We start from the raw sequence: 16,637 nt of genomic DNA on the forward strand, positions 1-16,637 counted from the left end.
GGGGTGGGAAAATCACGCCCCTCCGCCGCACGGGTTAGTTAAAAGTGGGCGGGAAGCGGGTGAGCGATGGTCCTCAGCACACCGCGATGGATCGTAATATAGTCGCCTTTGCGCAGCTCCGACAGAATCGACATAATGCGGCTGCGCGACAGGTTGGTACGGCGAAGGATAAAGTTTAATACGTTGATTTTTCGACGATACGCCTCCGGATAGCCTGCCAGCTCTATTAACAGGGTTCGCACCATCAGGTAAGAATCCACCCCCATCATCTCCTGCGAACGCATGCTCAACACCATCAGCCGCTGCGCCAGAACATGGGCCATCTCCTGCCACAAGTTTTGCGCATTGAGGATCTCGACCGCGGCCTGATGCGCTATCCAGTGTCCGCGCAAATCTGTCTCAGCAAACAGAGAGCAGTGGTGTTTTTCCGGAATACCGTTAAAGACGCCGTAACCATCGATTAATCCCAATAGCGAAGGGGAAAATATCGTTGATATCACCATGTTGTTTTCCGCATGGCATAGCGAGGCAATCCCCTCTTCGAGCAGAATTAATCCGGATTCAGCCTGGGTCGGCGGAAAACGATAATAGGTCGATCGCGGCAGCGCAAAGGGTGAGCTGGCGGGCAGGAACGCAGATAACAGGGATTCCACCGCGAATAACGGCTTTGTCTGTCTTCCGTAATAAAAAGACGGTAACGCCTGGTCGGTAGAGAGGCTGGCTGCAGGTATCGACATGGTTTTATGCCATCGGTCAGGTTGAAAAAGTGATTCGTTGAGAATCATAGTATCAACAGGTGAAATAACGAATAAAAGACAAGACGTTACGGGGATAAAAAGAGTGTAAGCATCATTATCTGCAATAACTATTTATCTTTATTCTACAGGAATAAATAATACTATTTGCCGTAAATACCTATAAGGCTTAGCGGCTATAAAGATAAGGCCACCTTATTATTTACTGCGCTGGCTAACACCGCGCCTGAGGGTTTCTCAACCGCTTTCCCCCTCGCATCTCGGCCAGTCCAGGCTACGCTTATCGATGCCACTGACCACCCGCATTCCCCTCCCGTTCTATTGAGTCCATTCATCAAGAAGAGGTTTCGCTATGCTGATCAACGCTATTGGTACCTACTCCGCCAGCCAGCCGCTGGAATCAATGGCCATCACCCGACGCGAGCCGGGGCCACAGGATGTACAGATCGCCATCGCTTACTGCGGCGTCTGCCACTCCGATCTCCACCAGGCGCGATCGGAGTGGGCGGGAACGCTCTACCCCTGCGTGCCGGGGCATGAAATTGTGGGCCGGGTGATCGCGGTCGGCGACGCCGTCTCGCGCTACGCCGTCGGCGATCTGGTCGGCGTCGGCTGCATGGTCGATAGCTGCCAACAGTGCGAAGAGTGCGCTGAGGGGCTGGAAAACTACTGCGATCACATGGTGCTGACCTATAACGGCCCGACCCAGGACGCGCCGGGCCACACGCTGGGCGGCTATTCCCAGCAGATCGTGGTCAAAGAACACTACGTACTGCGGATAACCCATCCCGAAGCGCAGCTGGCCGCCGTCGCGCCGCTGCTGTGCGCCGGGATCACCACTTACTCGCCGCTGCGCCACTGGCACGCCGGACCGGGTAAAAAAGTCGGTGTGGTCGGCATTGGCGGCCTCGGGCATATGGGGATCAAGTTGGCCCACGCCATGGGGGCCCACGTGGTGGCCTTTACCACCTCGGAATCCAAGCGTAATGCGGCCAGAGCGCTGGGCGCCGATGACGTAGTGGTGTCGCGCAATGAAGACGAAATGGCGGCCCACGTCAAAAGCTTCGATTTTATCCTCAACACCGTGGCGGCGCCGCACAATCTCGATGCCTTCACCACGCTGCTGAAACGCGATGGCACCATGACCCTCGTGGGTGCTCCGGCCACGCCGCATCCGTCGCCGGAAGTGTTCAATCTGATCTTCCGCCGTCGGTCGATTGCCGGCTCGATGATCGGCGGTATACCGGAAACTCAGGAGATGCTCGACTTCTGCGCCGAACACGGCATCGTCGCCGATATCGAGCTGATCCGCGGCGATGAGATCAACGAAGCCTGGGAAAGAATGGTCAAGGGTGACGTGAAATACCGCTTCGTGATCGACAGTGCGACCCTCGCCGGCTAAGCGCCGCGACGAAAGGTGCGCCGCCATTCCGTCGGGCTGACGCCAAAGCGCGCTTTAAACTGCTGGCGCCAGGTGACCGCTGAAAGATAGCCCACCGCCTCCGCCACCTGCTCGACCGGCAGATCGCCCGCCTCAAGCAGAGTCTGGCTGCGGCGCAGACGTTCGGCGGTCAGCCAGTCGGTAATGCTCATCCCGGTCGCCCGGGCGAAGTGGCGGGTCAGGGTACGGCGGCTCATCGCCACCACCCGGGCCAGCGAATCGAGACTGTGCGGCTCGGCAATATGCTGCTGCAGATAATCCAGCAGGCAGTTGATTCGCGCATCGCGGGTGTTTTTCGGCACCGGCTGAGCGATAAACTGCGCCTGGCCGCCCTCGCGGTGCGGCGAAACAATCATCCGCCGGGCGATCTGATTGGCCGCGAGGCTGCCGAAACGCTGGCGGATGAGATACAGGCAGCAGTCCAGCGCCGCCGCGGTGCCCGCCGAGGTGATCACCCGCTGGTCATCCACATACAGGGCATTGATATCCAGCTGCACCTGCGGAAACAGGCGCTGGAAATCCTGCTCGAACTCCCAGTGGGTCGCCGCTCGCCTGCCGTCCAGCAGCCCAGCGTAGCCGAGGACGAACGCGCCGAGACACAGGCCGACAATCTCCGCGCCGTTATCCCGCGCCCGCACCAGGCTATCAAGCAGCGCCTGCGGCGGACGCCGGTCGACCTCGCCCCAGTAAGGCACCACCACGATATCCGCCTGTTCCAGCGCGGCGAAATCGCCGGTGGCGTACAGCGCAAAACCATCGCGGGCGCGCAGCAACCCCGGCCGCTCGGCGCAAATGTGCAGATGAAAGCGTTTGATTTCAGAGACCGAATCGCCAAACAGCATGCAGGGGACGGCGTAGTGAAACGGGCTAAAGCCCTCTACGGCGACAATCGCCACGTCGGTGAGTTTCATCGTCCTTTCCCCTTGCGTATGTTAATAAACCACGGTTTCCCCATCCTGCGGGATACACACCACATCGGCAATCTGATTATCCACCGCATACTGGCGCATCTCTTCCCGGCTCACCAGACAGTGGTTGACCGCCTCGAGGTGGATAGCCATGATTTTCGCTTCCGGCAGGGTGAAGTGCACGTTCAGGAGATCTTCTTTGCCCATGATAATCGGGCCAAAGCCGATGACGTGGGCGTAGCCGGCGTTCAACACCACCACGTCCGGGCGCAGCTTCAGCAGGTCGGCTGCAATGTCATCGCGCCAGATAGTATCCCCCACCAGCCACAGCGTCTTCTCCTGCGGATGGCGAAATACCACGCCGCAGGCTTCTCCCAGGCGTTCAGCCATCGCCGGCACCGCGTAGGTCCGGTCGCTGCCGTGTTGGCCGGAGGTGGTTTTCTGCAGGTGCACGCCGGCAAATTCGCTGTCTGCCGACAGCAGGCGCAGATCCTGAAATCCCTGGCTGCGCAGCAGCGCGGCGTCGGCCTCATGCTGGACGAACACCGGCAGGGTTTTCGGGATCGCGGCGATCGCCGCCGCGTCCCAGTGATCGTCATGGGTATGGGTGACGATCACTGCATCAACATCGATAATTTTATCGCGGGAAAACGGCAGCTCAACCAGCGGATTGCGCAGCTCGCTACGCGCGGTGCCGGGAAAACCTGGCCAGGCGCCCTTGTCCGCCAGCATCGGGTCGATGAGAAATCTTTTCCCGGCGTAGTCAATCATCTGGGTCGCATTACGGATATGGGTGATGTTCATGTTGGCGTTCCTCTGTGGGGTCATCTGACGAACATCGTACTGATTACCAGCCTGGCTCAACAGGGGCATTTGGGCAATGATCGATGAAATCGGGCCAACCTGCGGCAGTTGCCATCCGCCTCCGGCTATGTTGTTCTTAAGGCTCAATTTTTGACAGGAGTGGCACAATGAAAAAGAAACTGACCGCCGCCGATATGCACGACCCGCAGGTCATCGCCGAGACGCCGTGGTTCAGCATGCGTAAGGTGGGTATTGATGTCGCCCCCGGCGAGCGCCGCGACTTTTACGCCATTCACTATCCGCGCCCGGCAGTGGGGATTGTGGCCATTCAGGATGAGAAAGTACTGCTGATTCGCCACTACCGCTACCTGATCGATAAGGTGGTGTGGGCGATCCCCTCTGGCGGCGTCGATGAAGGGGAAGACCCGGCGGTCGCCGCGCTGCGCGAACTGCGGGAAGAGACCGGCTGGCAGGCGCAACGCGTCAAGGAGATCATTCGCTTTAACCCCTCCTACGGCAGCAGCGATCAGCTGTTTATCACCTGGCTGGCTACCGATTTACACTGGGTGGGGATGGATGCGGATCAGGATGAGGTAATGGAAACCGGCTGGTTTACCTTTGAGGAGATAAACCAGCTGATCGCCCGCGGCGAGATGCCGGACGGGCTGTCGCTGGTGCCGCTGCTGCAGCTGATGGCGCAGCGGCGAAGCGGCCCGCTTACGGCTTAAGCATCCGCCAGCGGAACCACAGCTGGGCCACCAGGATCAGCACGCCGCCGATGATTTTCTGCAGCGGCAGCTGTTCGCCGTACCACAGCGCGGCGGCAATGACCGTCAGCAGCGGTTCGAGCACCATGATGATCGCCGCGCTGGCCACCGCCGCGTACTTCTGCCCCTTCATCTGCAGACCGAAGCGCAGGCTGGTGGCGATGACAATGCTGGCCACCAGCCAGCCGAGAGTCGGCAGGGTCATCGGCTGGTCCCAGCGTTCAACGGCAACGGAGATGGTCAACCCGACGATACCGGTGATCGCCAGCTGCACGGTGGTCAGGGGAATCAGCGGCACTTCACGCGCGCAGCGACTGGTGTAACAGAACCAGATCGACTGCACCAGCGCCGTCAGCAAAAACCAGCCCTGGCTGGGGTGGAAGGCTATCGGCATATGCAGACTGAGCAGCCCCAGTCCCACCACCGCGATCGGCAGGCACTCCCACCAGGCGCGCGGCGGGCGTACCTTCATCATCACCCACGCGGTCAGCGGGACGAACATCATCGACAGGCTCATGATAAACGCCCCTTCGCCGAGCGACGCCGTCGTGGAGACCGAGTAGATCCACAGGCAGAGGTTGAGGGCAAACCAGAGTCCGCTGATGATGAGCTTTGGCCAGTGCTGCTTTTGCGGGCGAAAACCGCGGCAGAACGGCAGCAGCAGCAGCGCGGCGAAGAAAAAGCGCAGCCCAAGAAACGCGAAAACCGGCATGCCGGCGATCGCCTCGCGGGAAAATATCCAGCCGCAGGCGGCAATCACCGTCGCGGCAATCAGCAGCAGATCGGCCTGCCGTTGGCGTACCATACGCGCCTCTCCCTGTGTTTTAGCTTACCAGCCCGGCACCGCGCCGCCGTTGAAGATAGTCTCTGCCGCCTTCGCCACCTCCGGCGACTGATACGACTGCATAAACTCCTTCACGTTTTCCGCGTCTTTATTGTCTTCCCGGGTCACGATGATGTTCACGTAGGGCGAGTTTTTATCTTCGATAAAGATACCATCGCGAACCGGTGACAGCCCGGTTTGCTGCAGGTAGGTGGTGCTGATGATGGCCACATCGACTTTGGGATCGTCAAGTACGCGCGGCAGTTGCGCCCCTTCCAGCTCCATGATGTTCAGGTTATGCGGATTGTCGGTAATATCCACCGCCGTCGGCAGCAGGCCGGTACCGGCTTTGAGGGTAATCAACTTCTCTTTTTGCAACAGCAGCAGCGCCCGCCCGAGATTGGTCGGGTCGTTGGGAATGGCGATCGTCGCGCCGTCTTTCAGTTCGGCGACTGACTTGATCTTGCGCGAATAGCCGGCCATCGGGAAGACGAAGGTATTGCCGACCGCCACCAGATGATAGTTATGCGCTTTGTTGTCCTGCTCGAGGAAAGGCCGATGCTGGAAGACGTTGGCGTCCAGATCGCCGGCGTTGGTCGATTCGTTAGGCAGCAGCGAGCCGCTGAATCCCACCAGCTCGACGTCCAGACCGTACTTCTCTTTGGCCACCTTCTTCGCCACTTCCGCCACATCCTGCTCGGCGCCGTTAATCACGCCGACCTTAATGTGTTTTGCGTCATTCCCCTTTTGGTCGCAGCCGACCAGCACCAGACCCGCCAGCACCACTGCGGCGGCGGCCCGTAAACGTAATCTCATCCTCTTCACCCTGTCTGTCCTGACTGTCATTGTTTTTTTCGTGCAAAACTATAGCGACTTTCGGGTCGGGTAATAAACAGCAAACCACGCAACTGGAAATAAAATCATCTTCGCGGAACGCGACGCGCTAGCCCCGTCGCCACTCGCCCGGCGTCACGCCATAGCGCATTTAGAAGCGCTTCGAGAATGACGCCAGCGACTGAAAGCCGCAGCGTTCGGCAATGACCTCGAGGTTGGTCTGACGCTCCAGGCGCAGCAGCCGGGCGGCCAGCGCCATTCGCAACTGCGACAGCCACGCCTGCGGCGTCAGGTGATAGACGCGGGCAAAGTGACGGGCAAAGGTGGCCCGCGACAGAAACGCGCGGGCGGCCATGCTTTCCAGCGTCCACGGTTGCTCCGGGGTCGCCATCACCGCCAGCACCGCCGGCATCAGGCGTTCATCGCTCATCAGGCGCAGCAGTCCGCCGGGCGGCTGTTGCTCACCAAGCAGCATGCGCAGCAGGAGCACCAACAGCGTATCGCCGAGGCTGCGCACGATGGCGCTGCCGCCGGGACGCTGCGTCAGGCTCTCGCGCACCAGTATATTAAGCAGCGCGTCCAGCTCCGGGCAGTCTTCACGCGCATCGGTATGGAGATGGATCAGCGTCGATGCTTCACTGAACAGCCAGCTGACGTGCGGACCAAAATAGAATTCGCCGCACAGCATCTCCAGCGCCCCCTCCGTCGGGCCGGCGCGCATTTCCGTCACCGTGCCGTTAAACCGGTGCGCCACCGGCAGCACCTGGCCCCACTCCACCAGGCTCTCCATCAGGTGTGGCGAACCGTGGGGCAGGAGAACGACATCGCCCGCGCGCAGGTGATGGGTTTGGCCACCGACGTTGAGCCGCCCCTCGCCGCGCAGCACCACGTGCCAGGGCACCACGCCGCTGCGCATTTGCTGGTGCCCGGCCTGCCAGCGGCCGCCGAAGCGACAGTGCAGGTTCACTTCACAGCGCGGCGCCAGCAGCGCCAGCAGATGACTGAGACTGTCCATGCTTCTCCTGAGACGATAAGACAAAAAGGTGAGACGAAGACCGCCAGTCTAGCATGCGGCAAGCGCCTAAGATGACCCCATTGCCAACACACCCTCGATAACAACAGGAGTTAACCATGAGCCGTTTAGCAGATATCCGTGAACAAGACGCCACCGGCAAAGCCGCCGATATTTTCGCCGGGATCAAAAAAGCGATGGGCAAAGTGCCGAACGCCTATCTCACCATCGGCGGCCACTCGCCGGCGGCGCTGCAGCAGGCGCTGGCGCACAATGCGATGCTCCATAAAGGCAGCCTCAGCGCCCAACAGCTGGAAGCGATTAATCTGTCGGTCAGCGAAGCCACCGGCTGTGACTACTGCCTGGCCGCGCACACCCTGATGGCGAAAAAAGCCGGCTTCAGCAGCGAGCAGATCCACGCCCTGCGCCGCGGGGAGTATACGGAAGAGGCGCAGCTTGATGCGCTGGTGAAATTTGCGCAGACTCTGGTGACCACCACCGGCACCCTGCCGGCAACCGACGTCGCCGCGCTGCGCAACGCCGGTTTTAGCGACCAGCAGGTGATTGATATTATCAGCGCCATCAGCGCGATCCTGTTCACCAACATGGTGAACCGGGTTAACGACACGGTGGTCGACTTCCCGAAAGCCGATTAATCCGTCGCGCCGCGCCGGTTTTACAGCCCCAGATCGCTGAGCCCCGGATGATCGTCCGGGCGGCGCCCCTGGGGCCAGTGGAACAGGCGCTCGCTTTCGGCGATCGGCAGATCGTTGATGCAGGCGTAGCGCGTCTGCATCAGTCCGTGCTTATCAAACTCCCAGTTCTCATTGCCATACGAGCGAAACCAGTTGCCGCTGTCGTCGCACCACTCATAGGCGAAGCGCACGGCAATGCGATTCTCCTGCCATGCCCACAGCTCTTTAATCAGCCGGTATTGCTGCTCCTTGCGCCATTTTCGCTGCAGGAACTCAACAATTTGCCCCCTGCCGTGGACAAATTCGCTGCGGTTGCGCCATTCGCTATCGACGGTGTAGGCCAGAGCGACTTTTTCGGCATCGCGACTGTTCCAGCCATCTTCCGCGGCGCGGACCTTCTGGATAGCGCTGTCGCGGGTAAACGGCGGTAACGGGGGACGTTGCTCATTCATCAGGAGTCTCCTTTTGAGGATAATTGCTGCTGCAGGCGCTGATTCTCCTGCTCCAGGTCATGAATACGTTGCTGCAAGTTCTGGCTGTACTCCGCCACCTGCTGCGCGCTGTAGCGCGGCGTAATGTGCTGCGGGCAGTTCCAGTCAAACGCCTGCAAATGAAAAAGAAACAGGCGTTCAATGCGGGCGCGATAGTTGGCCGGCGCCACCTGCGCCAGCAGCTCCGGGTGGTCCTCTGCCGCCAGGACTTCGACGGTGGCGTAGATTTTCAGCCTGGCACGGCGCGGATAATCCATCAAAAACAGGCAGGCCCGGTCGCTGCCGCGCAGATTGCCGGTAGTGATGTACTGGCGGTTGCCGCCGAAATCGGCCATCGCCAGGGTGGTGTCATCCAGCAGATGCAGAAACCCCACCGGGCCGCCGCGATGCTGAATGTAGGGCCAGCCGCTCTGCGACACCGTCGCCAGATAAAAGCTGTCGCGGGTGGCGATCATCCCCGCTTCGCTGTCGCCGAAGCGGTCGGCCTGGCGGCGACTGTGCGGCGTTTGCCACAGCATGTCGCTGCCCATTTCATGCTGCACATCCATCACGTCCGGGGTGATGGCGATATCGAGAAAGGTTGCTGCCATAGCGCCTCCTGTTGTCTGGCGCCATCATGGACTGTACTGTGAAGAATGATAATACGGGTTAAGTGGCAATCATCTTTCCGGAAAACGGGAGAATAATGGATCGATTAAGCGCGATGGCGCTGCTGGTGAAAGTGACCGAGCTGGGGAGCATGTCGGCGGCGGCGCGGGCGCTGAATATGCCGTTGACCACCGTCAGCCGCCATATCGGTGAACTGGAGAGTGCGCTGGGCGTGCGCCTGCTGGCGCGAACGACCCGCAAACTGACGCTCACCGACGCCGGGGTCGATTATGTCGCCGCCGCGCGGCGGATCCTTGAGGAGGTGGAAAACGCCGAACGCCAGGCGACGGGCGAATATCAGGAACCGAAGGGCGAGCTGGTGATCTCCGCGCCAACGATGTTTGGCCGTCAGCACGTTCTCCCGGTGATCGGTGAATTTATCGCCCGCTACCCGCAAATTCGCGTCCGTTTGCTGCTCAGCGATCGCAATGCTGACCTGGTGAGCGACCATGTCGATCTGGCGGTGCGGATTGGCGACCTGGCGGACAGCAGCATGGTGGCCACCCGCCTTGGCACCATGCGGATTGTGGCCTGCGCCCATCCGGCGCTGCTGGCGAAATACGGCGAGCCGCAGCGGCCGCGCGATCTGGCGGCGCTGCCGATCATCCGCATTGAATCGCCGATGCCCTATCGCGGTTGGCGCTTTCGCGCCGCTGAGCGCGAGGACCAGCTGATTAACCTGCCGCCGGTGCTATCCGTCACCACGCCGGAGAGCGCCGCCGATGCTGCGCGGCTGGGGGTGGGGGTGGCCCGCTTACTGCACTATCAGGCGCTGGATGGTCTGCGCCACGGGGAGCTCCGTCTGCTGCTGGAAAGCGTCGAGCCCGCCCCCGCGCCGGTCCATTTGCTGTATACCGCACGAGATCTGGCGCCACTTAAGCTGAGGAAATTTATCGATTTTGCCGCACCGGCGCTGCGTCAGGCACTACTGCGCATCGCCGGCGCCGCTTAATGCACCGCGGTCTTCAGCGGTGCCTCCTTTAACAGCCAGGAGAGGACAAACGCCACCGCCATAATGCCGGCCGCCATCAGAAATGCCGCGTGGATCGCCGCACCGAAGGCGTCGAGGTAGTCGAGGCGGATATCCGCGGGCAGGTGCTGAACCGCCACCGGATTCATTCCCGGCGGCAGCACCGCGCCTTCCGGCAACAGCTTTTGCAGGTTGCTCTGCAGCACGTGCGTGAACACCGCGCCAAACAGCGCCACGCCGATGGAGCCGCCAATCGAGCGGAACAGGGTCACGCCGGAGGTGGCGACGCCGTACATCTGCGCCGGCATCGCATTCTGCACCGCCAGGACCAGCACCTGCATCACCAGCCCCAGACCCGCCCCCAGCACACCGGTAAACAGGTATAGCTGCCACATCGGCGAATGAATGGTGATGCGGGTCAGCAGTACCATGCCGGTGACGCCGAGCAGGGTGCCGAGGATCGGAAACAGGCGATATTTACCGGTACGGCTGATAATCCGCCCGCTGATAATCGAGGTCAGCAGCAGGCCGCCCATCAGGGGGATCAGCTGCAGCCCGGCCTCGGTGGGCGTCGCCTCCTTCACCACCTGCAGATAGAGCGGCAGGAAGGTGACTGACCCGAACAGCGACATGCCGATGACGAAGCCAATCAGGCTGCACAGCAGGAAGCTGCGGTTGCGGAACAGCGCCAGCGGAATAATCGGTTCGATGGCGATCCGCTCTTCGTAAATAAAGCCGATGATCCCCACGATGCCGAAGGCCAGAATGCACCACAGCTGCGGGTCATTCCACGCATGGACGCTGCCCCCTTCCGAGGTAAACAGAATGATGCACAGCAGCGCCATGCTGAGGTAAATCGCCCCCAGCCAGTCAATCTGATGCTGGCTGCGTTTATTGCTGCTGTGGAATACCGCGCCGATCACCAGCAGCGCGAACAGGCCGAGCGGCAGGTTGATATAGAAGATCCAGCGCCAGGAGGCGTGCTGCACCAGAAAACCGCCGATCAGCGGGCCGATCACCGTCGCCAGGCCGAAGACGCCGCCGAACAGCCCCTGATAACGGCCACGGTTGGCGGGTGGGATGACGTCGGCGACCGCCGCCATACTGATCACCATCAGGCCGCCGCCGCCGAGCCCCTGCAGGCCGCGCATCAGCACCAGTTGGGTCATATTCTGCGCCAGCCCGCAGAGCGCGGAGCCGACGAGAAACAGCCCAATCGCCACCTGCAGCACGATTTTGCGACCGAACAGATCGCCGAATTTCCCGTACAGCGGCACCGCGATGGTGGAGCTGAGAATATAGGCCGTGACCACCCAGGAAAGCTTGTCCAGCCCGCCCAGTTCGCCGACAATCGTCGGCAGCGCGGTGGAGACAATGGTCTGATCCAACGCCGAGAGCAACATCACCAACAGCAATGCGCTGAACAGCAGGCGTATCGACTGCACCGGTGGGTTAGCGACTTCAGAAGTCATTACAACGCTCGCTTGAAATTAATTAAATGCATAATTAATATTTAGTGAAAGAATGAGTCGGGTCAAGAGATCGCCATACCATGACAGCACAAAAGGATCAGGATGCACCCCGCCGCCCGGGTCGGCCGCGCGGTAAAAAACCGGGTACCGCCAACCGCGAACAGCTGATGGACATTGCCCTGACGCTGTTTGCCCGCGACGGGACGGCTCGCGTGTCGTTGAACGCCATCGCCAAAGAAGCCGGGGTGACGCCGGCGATGCTGCATTACTATTTCAGCTCCCGGGAAGCGCTGGTGACCCAGCTGATTGAGGAGCGCTTTATGCCGCTGCGCAATCACATCAGCCGCATTTTTGTCGATCATCCGCAGGACCCGGTGTTGGCGCTGACGATGATGGTCGAGACGCTGGCGCATATGGCGGAGAAAAACGCCTGGTTCGCGCCGCTGTGGATGCAGGAGATCATCGGCGAGATGCCGATCCTGCGTCAGCATATGGATGCCCGCTTCGGCGAGGAGCGTTTTCAGGTGATGCTGGAGACGGTGCGTCGCTGGCAGCTGGAGGGCAAGATCAATCCGGCGCTGTCGCCGGAGCTGCTGTTTACCACGGTGATTAGCCTGGTGCTGGTGCCATTTTCACGCATTCACAGCGATCCGCGTTTACAGGCGGTCAACCGCCAGACCATCATCAGCCACGCGCTGGCGTTAATGGGCCACGGCATCGGGGGTTAAGGCGTGGTTTTGACGCTTTTGTAGCCCGGATAAGGCGCCACGCGCCGCCATCCGGGATTTTCCCTGCTCGCGCTACGCTTAGCAGGGCTACCACTCCCGTGTTATGTCCGGGCAGATTGCGCTCCCGATATTTCTTCTGCGCTATGTCTCTTATGGCGCAGGGAGCGCACAGGGGGCGGTCAGTCGCCGCCGCCCCCTGTACCCCCGGGCTCCGGCCAGCACCGGCAGTTTCAGTCGCGCAAGTGGGTATATCAACAACAGGCCGCTCGGCATCATGGCGGGCACAGCACGAACCCCAGGACGGGTAAGGCGACAGCCGCCACCCGGCAAGAATACAGGTGCCGTGCCTGATATCCTGCCCGGCGGCGCTGCGCTTGCCGGTCCTGGGTGGGACGAAACGACGGGAGGACTGTGTAGGCCGGATAAGGCATTTATGCCGCCATCCGGCACAACCACAGGTACGGTACCTGACCGCCCGGGGATACCACTACCGTTACAGCGCCTTCGACAAATAGTGGCGCTGCATGCCTGCGTGGGGGAAGTCGGGCAGCGACATCTGCAGCTGATAGCCTAATTTTCGATAAAACGGCAGCGCCTGGAAGCTAAAGGTATCCACCAGCAGATGGCTGCAGCCTAGCGCCTGCGCCTGCTGTTCCGCCTCCTGCATCAGCTCGCTCCCCAGCCCGCGCCCGCGCGTCGTCTCGCTGACCCACAGATACTCAATGCACAGCCAGTTGCCCTTGCGTTTGGCAATCAGCCCGCCCTGCATCACCCCTTGCGCATCGCGGGAGTAAACCCCCAGATCGCCAAACTGCGCCGCATCGAGATACTGCTGATTATAGTGCCGCAGACCGGCAAGCAATTCTTGTTGATCGTCGGGATTAATGCTTTTTGTAATGATTAGTGTCATTAACTATCTCCAGTATTGCGATGCCGAATCGTTATTTTCCCTCTCCACTTTCACAAAATATTCTTATTTTCTCCATGATTATTTGCCTTAATTTTTTGCGTTCTAAAAGTAAGCAAAAAAACCTTTCCATTATCGCGGCGGATCGTATAATGGAGAAAAATGAGAATGATCATTCTCACCACAAAACCAGAGGAGATGCGCTTTTCACCTCCTGAAGACCGAAGAGGTTGGCTTCAACGGAGACACAATAACAATCACGTTCAGGAACATCTGTGTTCCTTTTTTGTCATTTTCGCTCACCCGAAAATGCCTCAGCGCCCAACCTATTCCCTCGTTTTTAAATAAACGGGGCGGACGTCTTATATCTTGAGAAAATATAATGAAATACATCATAGCTCCCATCGCGACAGCATTATTTCTCCTTAGCGGATGCGATAATGCGCAGACATCTGCCCCGCAGCAACCCGCGCCGGAAGTGGGCGTGGTCACCCTGCAAAGCCAGCCGGTTCCGGTAGTCAGCCAGCTCACCGGCCGCACCACCGCCTCGCTCAGCGCCGAAGTACGCCCGCAGGTGGGCGGCATCATCCAGAAACGCCTGTTTACCGAAGGCGATATGGTGAAGGCCGGGCAGGCCCTTTACCAGATCGATCCCTCCAGCTATCGCGCGACCTGGAACGAAGCGGCGGCCGCGCTGAAACAGGCCCAGGCGCTGGTGGTCTCCGATTGCCAGAAGGCCCAGCGCTACGCGTCGCTGGTCAGGGATAACGGCGTTTCCCGCCAGGATGCCGACGACGCCGCCTCCACCTGCGCCCAGGACAAGGCCAGCGTGGAATCGAAGAAAGCAGCGCTGGAGAGCGCGCGCATCAACCTGAACTGGACCACCGTCACCGCGCCGATTGCCGGGCGCATCGGCATCTCGTCGGTTACGCCGGGGGCGCTGGTCTCCGCCGATCAGGATACCGCGCTGGCGACGATCCGCGGGCTCGACACCATGTATGTTGATCTGACGCGATCCAGCGTCGATCTCCTGCGTTTACGCAAACAAAGCCTGGCCAGCAACAGCGATACCCTCAGCGTGACGTTAACCCTGGAAGATGGCAGCACCTATCAGGAAAAAGGGCGTCTGGCGCTTACCGAAGTTGCCGTCGATGAATCCACCGGCTCGGTGACCCTGCGCGCGATCTTCCCCAACCCGCAGCACGTCCTGCTGCCGGGGATGTTCGTCCGCGCGCGCATCGATGAAGGCATCATGAACGACGCGATCCTCGCCCCGCAGCAGGGGATCACCCGCGATGCCAAAGGCGACGCCACGGCGCTGGTGGTCGATGCCGCCAACAAAGTTGAGCAGCGTACCGTGGAAACCGGCGACACCTATGGCGATAAATGGCTGGTGCTGAGCGGCCTGAAAGCGGGCGATAAGCTGATTGTCGAAGGCACCAGTAAAGTGGCCCCCGGACAGACAGTGAAGGTCGTTGCCGTTAACAACAACGGAGGCAATGCCTGATGTTCTCCCGTTTCTTCGTGCGTCGCCCGGTCTTTGCCTGGGTGATCGCCATTCTGATTATGCTCGCCGGGGTGCTGGCGATCCGCACGCTGCCGGTAGGCCAGTATCCGGACGTCGCCCCGCCGGCGGTGAAAATCTCCGCCACCTATACCGGGGCGTCCGCCGAAACCCTGGAGAACAGCGTCACCCAGGTCATCGAGCAGCAGCTCACCGGGCTCGACCACCTGCTCTATTTCAGCTCCACCAGCAGCTCCGACGGCTCGGTCAGCATCACCGTCACCTTTGAGCAGGGGACCGACCCGGACACCGCCCAGGTGCAGGTGCAAAACAAAGTCCAGCAGGCGGAATCGCGGCTGCCGAGCGAAGTCCAGCAGTCCGGCGTGACGGTGGAAAAATCGCAGAGCAGCTTCCTGCTGATCCTCGCGGTGTATGACAAAACCAACCGCGCCACCAGCTCCGACATCTCCGACTGGCTGGTCAGCAATATGCAGGACCCGCTGGCGCGCGTGGAGGGCGTCGGCAGCCTGCAGGTGTTCGGCGCCGAATACGCGATGCGCGTCTGGATGGACCCGACCAAACTCGCCTCCTACTCGCTGATGCCTTCCGACGTCCAGTCGGCGATTGAGGCGCAGAACGTGCAGGTTTCCGCCGGTAAAATCGGCGCGCTACCGTCGTCCAATGCCCAGCAATTGACCGCCACCGTGCGGGCGCAATCCCGGCTGCAAACCCCTGACCAGTTCAAAGCGATCATCGTGAAAAGCCAGGCCGACGGCTCGGTAGTGCGCCTGAGCGATGTCGCGCGGGTGGAGATGGGCAGCGAGGATTACACCGCCACCGCCAATCTGAACGGCCACCCGGCCGCCGGGATCGCAGTGATGATGGCCCCCGGCGCCAACGCGCTGAATACCGCGACCCTGGTGAAAAGCAAAATCGCCGAATTCCAGCGTCAGATGCCGCAGGGCTACGATATTGCCTATCCGAAGGACAGCACCGAGTTCATCAAAATCTCGGTCGAGGACGTGATTCAGACCCTGTTCGAAGCGATCATTCTCGTGGTCTGCGTGATGTATCTGTTCCTGCAGAACTTCCGCGCGACGCTCATCCCAGCGGTGGCGGTGCCGGTGGTGCTGCTTGGCACCTTCGGCGTGCTGGCCCTGTTCGGCTACTCGATTAACACCCTGACGCTGTTCGCCATGGTGCTGGCGATCGGCCTGCTGGTGGATGACGCCATCGTGGTGGTTGAAAACGTCGAGCGCATTATGCGCGACGAAGGGCTGCCCGCCCGCGAAGCCACCGAAAAATCGATGGGCGAAATCTCCGGCGCGCTGGTGGCGATTGCCCTGGTGCTGTCGGCGGTGTTCCTGCCGATGGCCTTCTTCGGCGGATCGACCGGGGTCATCTATCGCCAGTTCTCGGTCACCATTATCTCGGCGATGATGCTGTCGGTGGTGGTGGCGCTGACCCTCACCCCGGCGCTGTGCGGCGCGCTGCTCAGCCACTCCAAACCGCACACCAAAGGGTTCTTCGGCGCCTTTAACCGCCTGTGGGGGCGCACGGAAGCGGGCTACCAGCGCCGCGTACTCGGCGGCCTGCGCCGGGGCGCGGTGATGATGGGCGCTTACGCGTTGATTTGCGGGGCGATGGCGCTGGCGATGTGGAAGCTGCCGGGCAGCTTCCTGCCGGTGGAGGACCAGGGGGAGATCATGGTCCAGTATACTCTGCCCGCCGGGGCCACCGCGGTGCGTACCGCTGAGGTGCGCCGCCAGGTGACCGACTGGTTCCTCACTAAAGAGAAAGCCAATACCAACGTCATTTTCACCGTCGACGGCTTCAGCTTTAGCGGCAGCGGCCAGAACGCCGGGATGGCCTTCGTGT

18 protein-coding genes and 1 pseudogene are annotated in these 16,637 nt (G+C 60.7%); 8 read left to right on the forward strand and 11 right to left on the reverse strand.

All coding sequences use genetic code 11. The annotated features are described in order from the left end of the window. Positions 1-38 precede the first annotated feature (38 nt). A complete protein-coding gene (locus CWM53_RS24560) occupies positions 39-737 on the reverse strand; it encodes a winged helix-turn-helix transcriptional regulator (RefSeq protein WP_100676464.1) in 699 nt (232 codons plus the stop codon). Positions 738-1,107: 370 nt separating this feature from the next. Here CWM53_RS24560 and CWM53_RS24565 point away from each other — a divergent pair, with 370 nt between their 5' ends. Next, complete coding sequence (locus tag CWM53_RS24565) at positions 1,108-2,157, forward strand: NAD(P)-dependent alcohol dehydrogenase (protein ID WP_074386924.1); 1,050 nt, start codon at positions 1,108-1,110, stop codon at positions 2,155-2,157. Here the strand turns inward: CWM53_RS24565 and CWM53_RS24570 are convergent. Both CWM53_RS24570 and CWM53_RS24575 read right to left on the reverse strand, forming a co-directional pair. Then, positions 2,154-3,107, reverse strand: coding sequence for a GlxA family transcriptional regulator (locus CWM53_RS24570; protein WP_025714562.1), 954 nt, complete (start codon positions 3,105-3,107; stop codon positions 2,154-2,156). The genes CWM53_RS24565 and CWM53_RS24570 overlap by 4 nt on opposite strands. A 21-nt stretch (positions 3,108-3,128) precedes the next feature. Beyond that, complete coding sequence (locus tag CWM53_RS24575) at positions 3,129-3,908, reverse strand: MBL fold metallo-hydrolase (protein ID WP_074386922.1); 780 nt, start codon at positions 3,906-3,908, stop codon at positions 3,129-3,131. Positions 3,909-4,075: 167 nt separating this feature from the next. Here CWM53_RS24575 and CWM53_RS24580 point away from each other — a divergent pair, with 167 nt between their 5' ends. Then, positions 4,076-4,636 carry an NUDIX hydrolase gene (locus CWM53_RS24580; protein ID WP_100630946.1) on the forward strand — a complete coding sequence of 187 codons (561 nt, stop codon included), beginning with the start codon at positions 4,076-4,078 and terminating at the stop codon, positions 4,634-4,636. Here the strand turns inward: CWM53_RS24580 and CWM53_RS24585 are convergent. The 3 genes from CWM53_RS24585 to CWM53_RS24595 form a co-directional block, all read right to left on the reverse strand. Next, positions 4,626-5,480: a DMT family transporter gene (locus CWM53_RS24585; RefSeq protein ID WP_074386920.1), complete on the reverse strand. Its 855-nt coding sequence runs from the start codon at positions 5,478-5,480 to the stop codon at positions 4,626-4,628. The two genes, CWM53_RS24580 and CWM53_RS24585, sit on opposite strands and share 11 nt — an antisense overlap. Positions 5,481-5,504: 24 nt before the next feature. Further along, positions 5,505-6,314 (reverse strand): lipoprotein NlpA, encoded by an 810-nt coding sequence (gene nlpA, locus CWM53_RS24590; RefSeq protein WP_100750893.1) that lies wholly within the window; start codon positions 6,312-6,314, stop codon positions 5,505-5,507. A gap of 169 nt (positions 6,315-6,483) precedes the next feature. Then, positions 6,484-7,347, reverse strand: coding sequence for an AraC family transcriptional regulator (locus CWM53_RS24595; RefSeq protein ID WP_100729708.1), 864 nt, complete (start codon positions 7,345-7,347; stop codon positions 6,484-6,486). A gap of 116 nt (positions 7,348-7,463) precedes the next feature. Here CWM53_RS24595 and CWM53_RS24600 point away from each other — a divergent pair, with 116 nt between their 5' ends. Further along, on the forward strand, positions 7,464-8,000 hold the full coding sequence (locus tag CWM53_RS24600; RefSeq protein WP_074386917.1) for a carboxymuconolactone decarboxylase family protein: 537 nt from the start codon (positions 7,464-7,466) through the stop codon (positions 7,998-8,000). 20 nt (positions 8,001-8,020) lie between these two features. On the opposite strand, the gene CWM53_RS24605 is transcribed toward CWM53_RS24600, so the two are convergent. Further along, entirely contained in the window at positions 8,021-8,491 is a 471-nt protein-coding gene (locus tag CWM53_RS24605; protein ID WP_016946126.1) for a DUF1348 family protein, read from the reverse strand. Beyond that, positions 8,491-9,120, reverse strand: coding sequence for a pyridoxamine 5'-phosphate oxidase family protein (locus tag CWM53_RS24610; RefSeq protein WP_074386916.1), 630 nt, complete (start codon positions 9,118-9,120; stop codon positions 8,491-8,493). Before CWM53_RS24610 ends, CWM53_RS24605 begins: the two co-directional genes overlap by 1 nt. 95 nt (positions 9,121-9,215) lie before the next feature. Between CWM53_RS24610 and CWM53_RS24615 the strand changes: the two genes are divergently transcribed. Further along, complete coding sequence (locus tag CWM53_RS24615) at positions 9,216-10,130, forward strand: LysR family transcriptional regulator (protein WP_061152913.1); 915 nt, start codon at positions 9,216-9,218, stop codon at positions 10,128-10,130. Here the strand turns inward: CWM53_RS24615 and CWM53_RS24620 are convergent. After that, positions 10,127-11,620: an MDR family MFS transporter gene (locus CWM53_RS24620; protein ID WP_061152912.1), complete on the reverse strand. Its 1,494-nt coding sequence runs from the start codon at positions 11,618-11,620 to the stop codon at positions 10,127-10,129. The two genes, CWM53_RS24615 and CWM53_RS24620, sit on opposite strands and share 4 nt — an antisense overlap. A gap of 80 nt (positions 11,621-11,700) precedes the next feature. On the opposite strand from CWM53_RS24620, the gene CWM53_RS24625 reads away from it, so the two are divergent. Next, positions 11,701-12,348: a TetR/AcrR family transcriptional regulator gene (locus CWM53_RS24625; protein WP_074386914.1), complete on the forward strand. Its 648-nt coding sequence runs from the start codon at positions 11,701-11,703 to the stop codon at positions 12,346-12,348. A gap of 493 nt (positions 12,349-12,841) precedes the next feature. Here CWM53_RS24625 and CWM53_RS24635 read toward each other — a convergent pair whose 3' ends face one another. Further along, positions 12,842-13,258 (reverse strand): GNAT family N-acetyltransferase, encoded by a 417-nt coding sequence (locus CWM53_RS24635; RefSeq protein WP_074386913.1) that lies wholly within the window; start codon positions 13,256-13,258, stop codon positions 12,842-12,844. On the opposite strand from CWM53_RS24635, the gene CWM53_RS31370 reads away from it, so the two are divergent. Beyond that, positions 13,233-13,349 carry a hypothetical protein gene (locus CWM53_RS31370; protein ID WP_162676795.1) on the forward strand — a complete coding sequence of 39 codons (117 nt, stop codon included), beginning with the start codon at positions 13,233-13,235 and terminating at the stop codon, positions 13,347-13,349. The two genes, CWM53_RS24635 and CWM53_RS31370, sit on opposite strands and share 26 nt — an antisense overlap. Here the strand turns inward: CWM53_RS31370 and CWM53_RS31375 are convergent. Continuing rightward, positions 13,309-13,431, reverse strand: coding sequence for a hypothetical protein (locus tag CWM53_RS31375; protein ID WP_046620780.1), 123 nt, complete (start codon positions 13,429-13,431; stop codon positions 13,309-13,311). The genes CWM53_RS31370 and CWM53_RS31375 overlap by 41 nt on opposite strands. 206 nt (positions 13,432-13,637) lie before the next feature. On the opposite strand from CWM53_RS31375, the gene eefA reads away from it, so the two are divergent. Together eefA and eefB are read left to right on the forward strand one after the other, a co-directional pair. Then, the gene (eefA, locus tag CWM53_RS24645) at positions 13,638-14,762 is read left to right on the forward strand and encodes a multidrug efflux RND transporter periplasmic adaptor subunit EefA (RefSeq protein ID WP_074386912.1); all 1,125 of its coding nucleotides are present in this window, start codon (positions 13,638-13,640) and stop codon (positions 14,760-14,762) included. Then, positions 14,762-16,637, forward strand: a pseudogene (gene eefB / locus CWM53_RS24650) (multidrug efflux RND transporter permease subunit EefB); the annotation flags it as partial. The gene eefA and the pseudogene eefB, both read left to right, overlap by 1 nt.

The organism is Klebsiella sp. A-Nf5, assembly GCF_002810545.1.
GTDB classification, from domain to species: domain Bacteria; phylum Pseudomonadota; class Gammaproteobacteria; order Enterobacterales; family Enterobacteriaceae; genus Klebsiella; species Klebsiella variicola.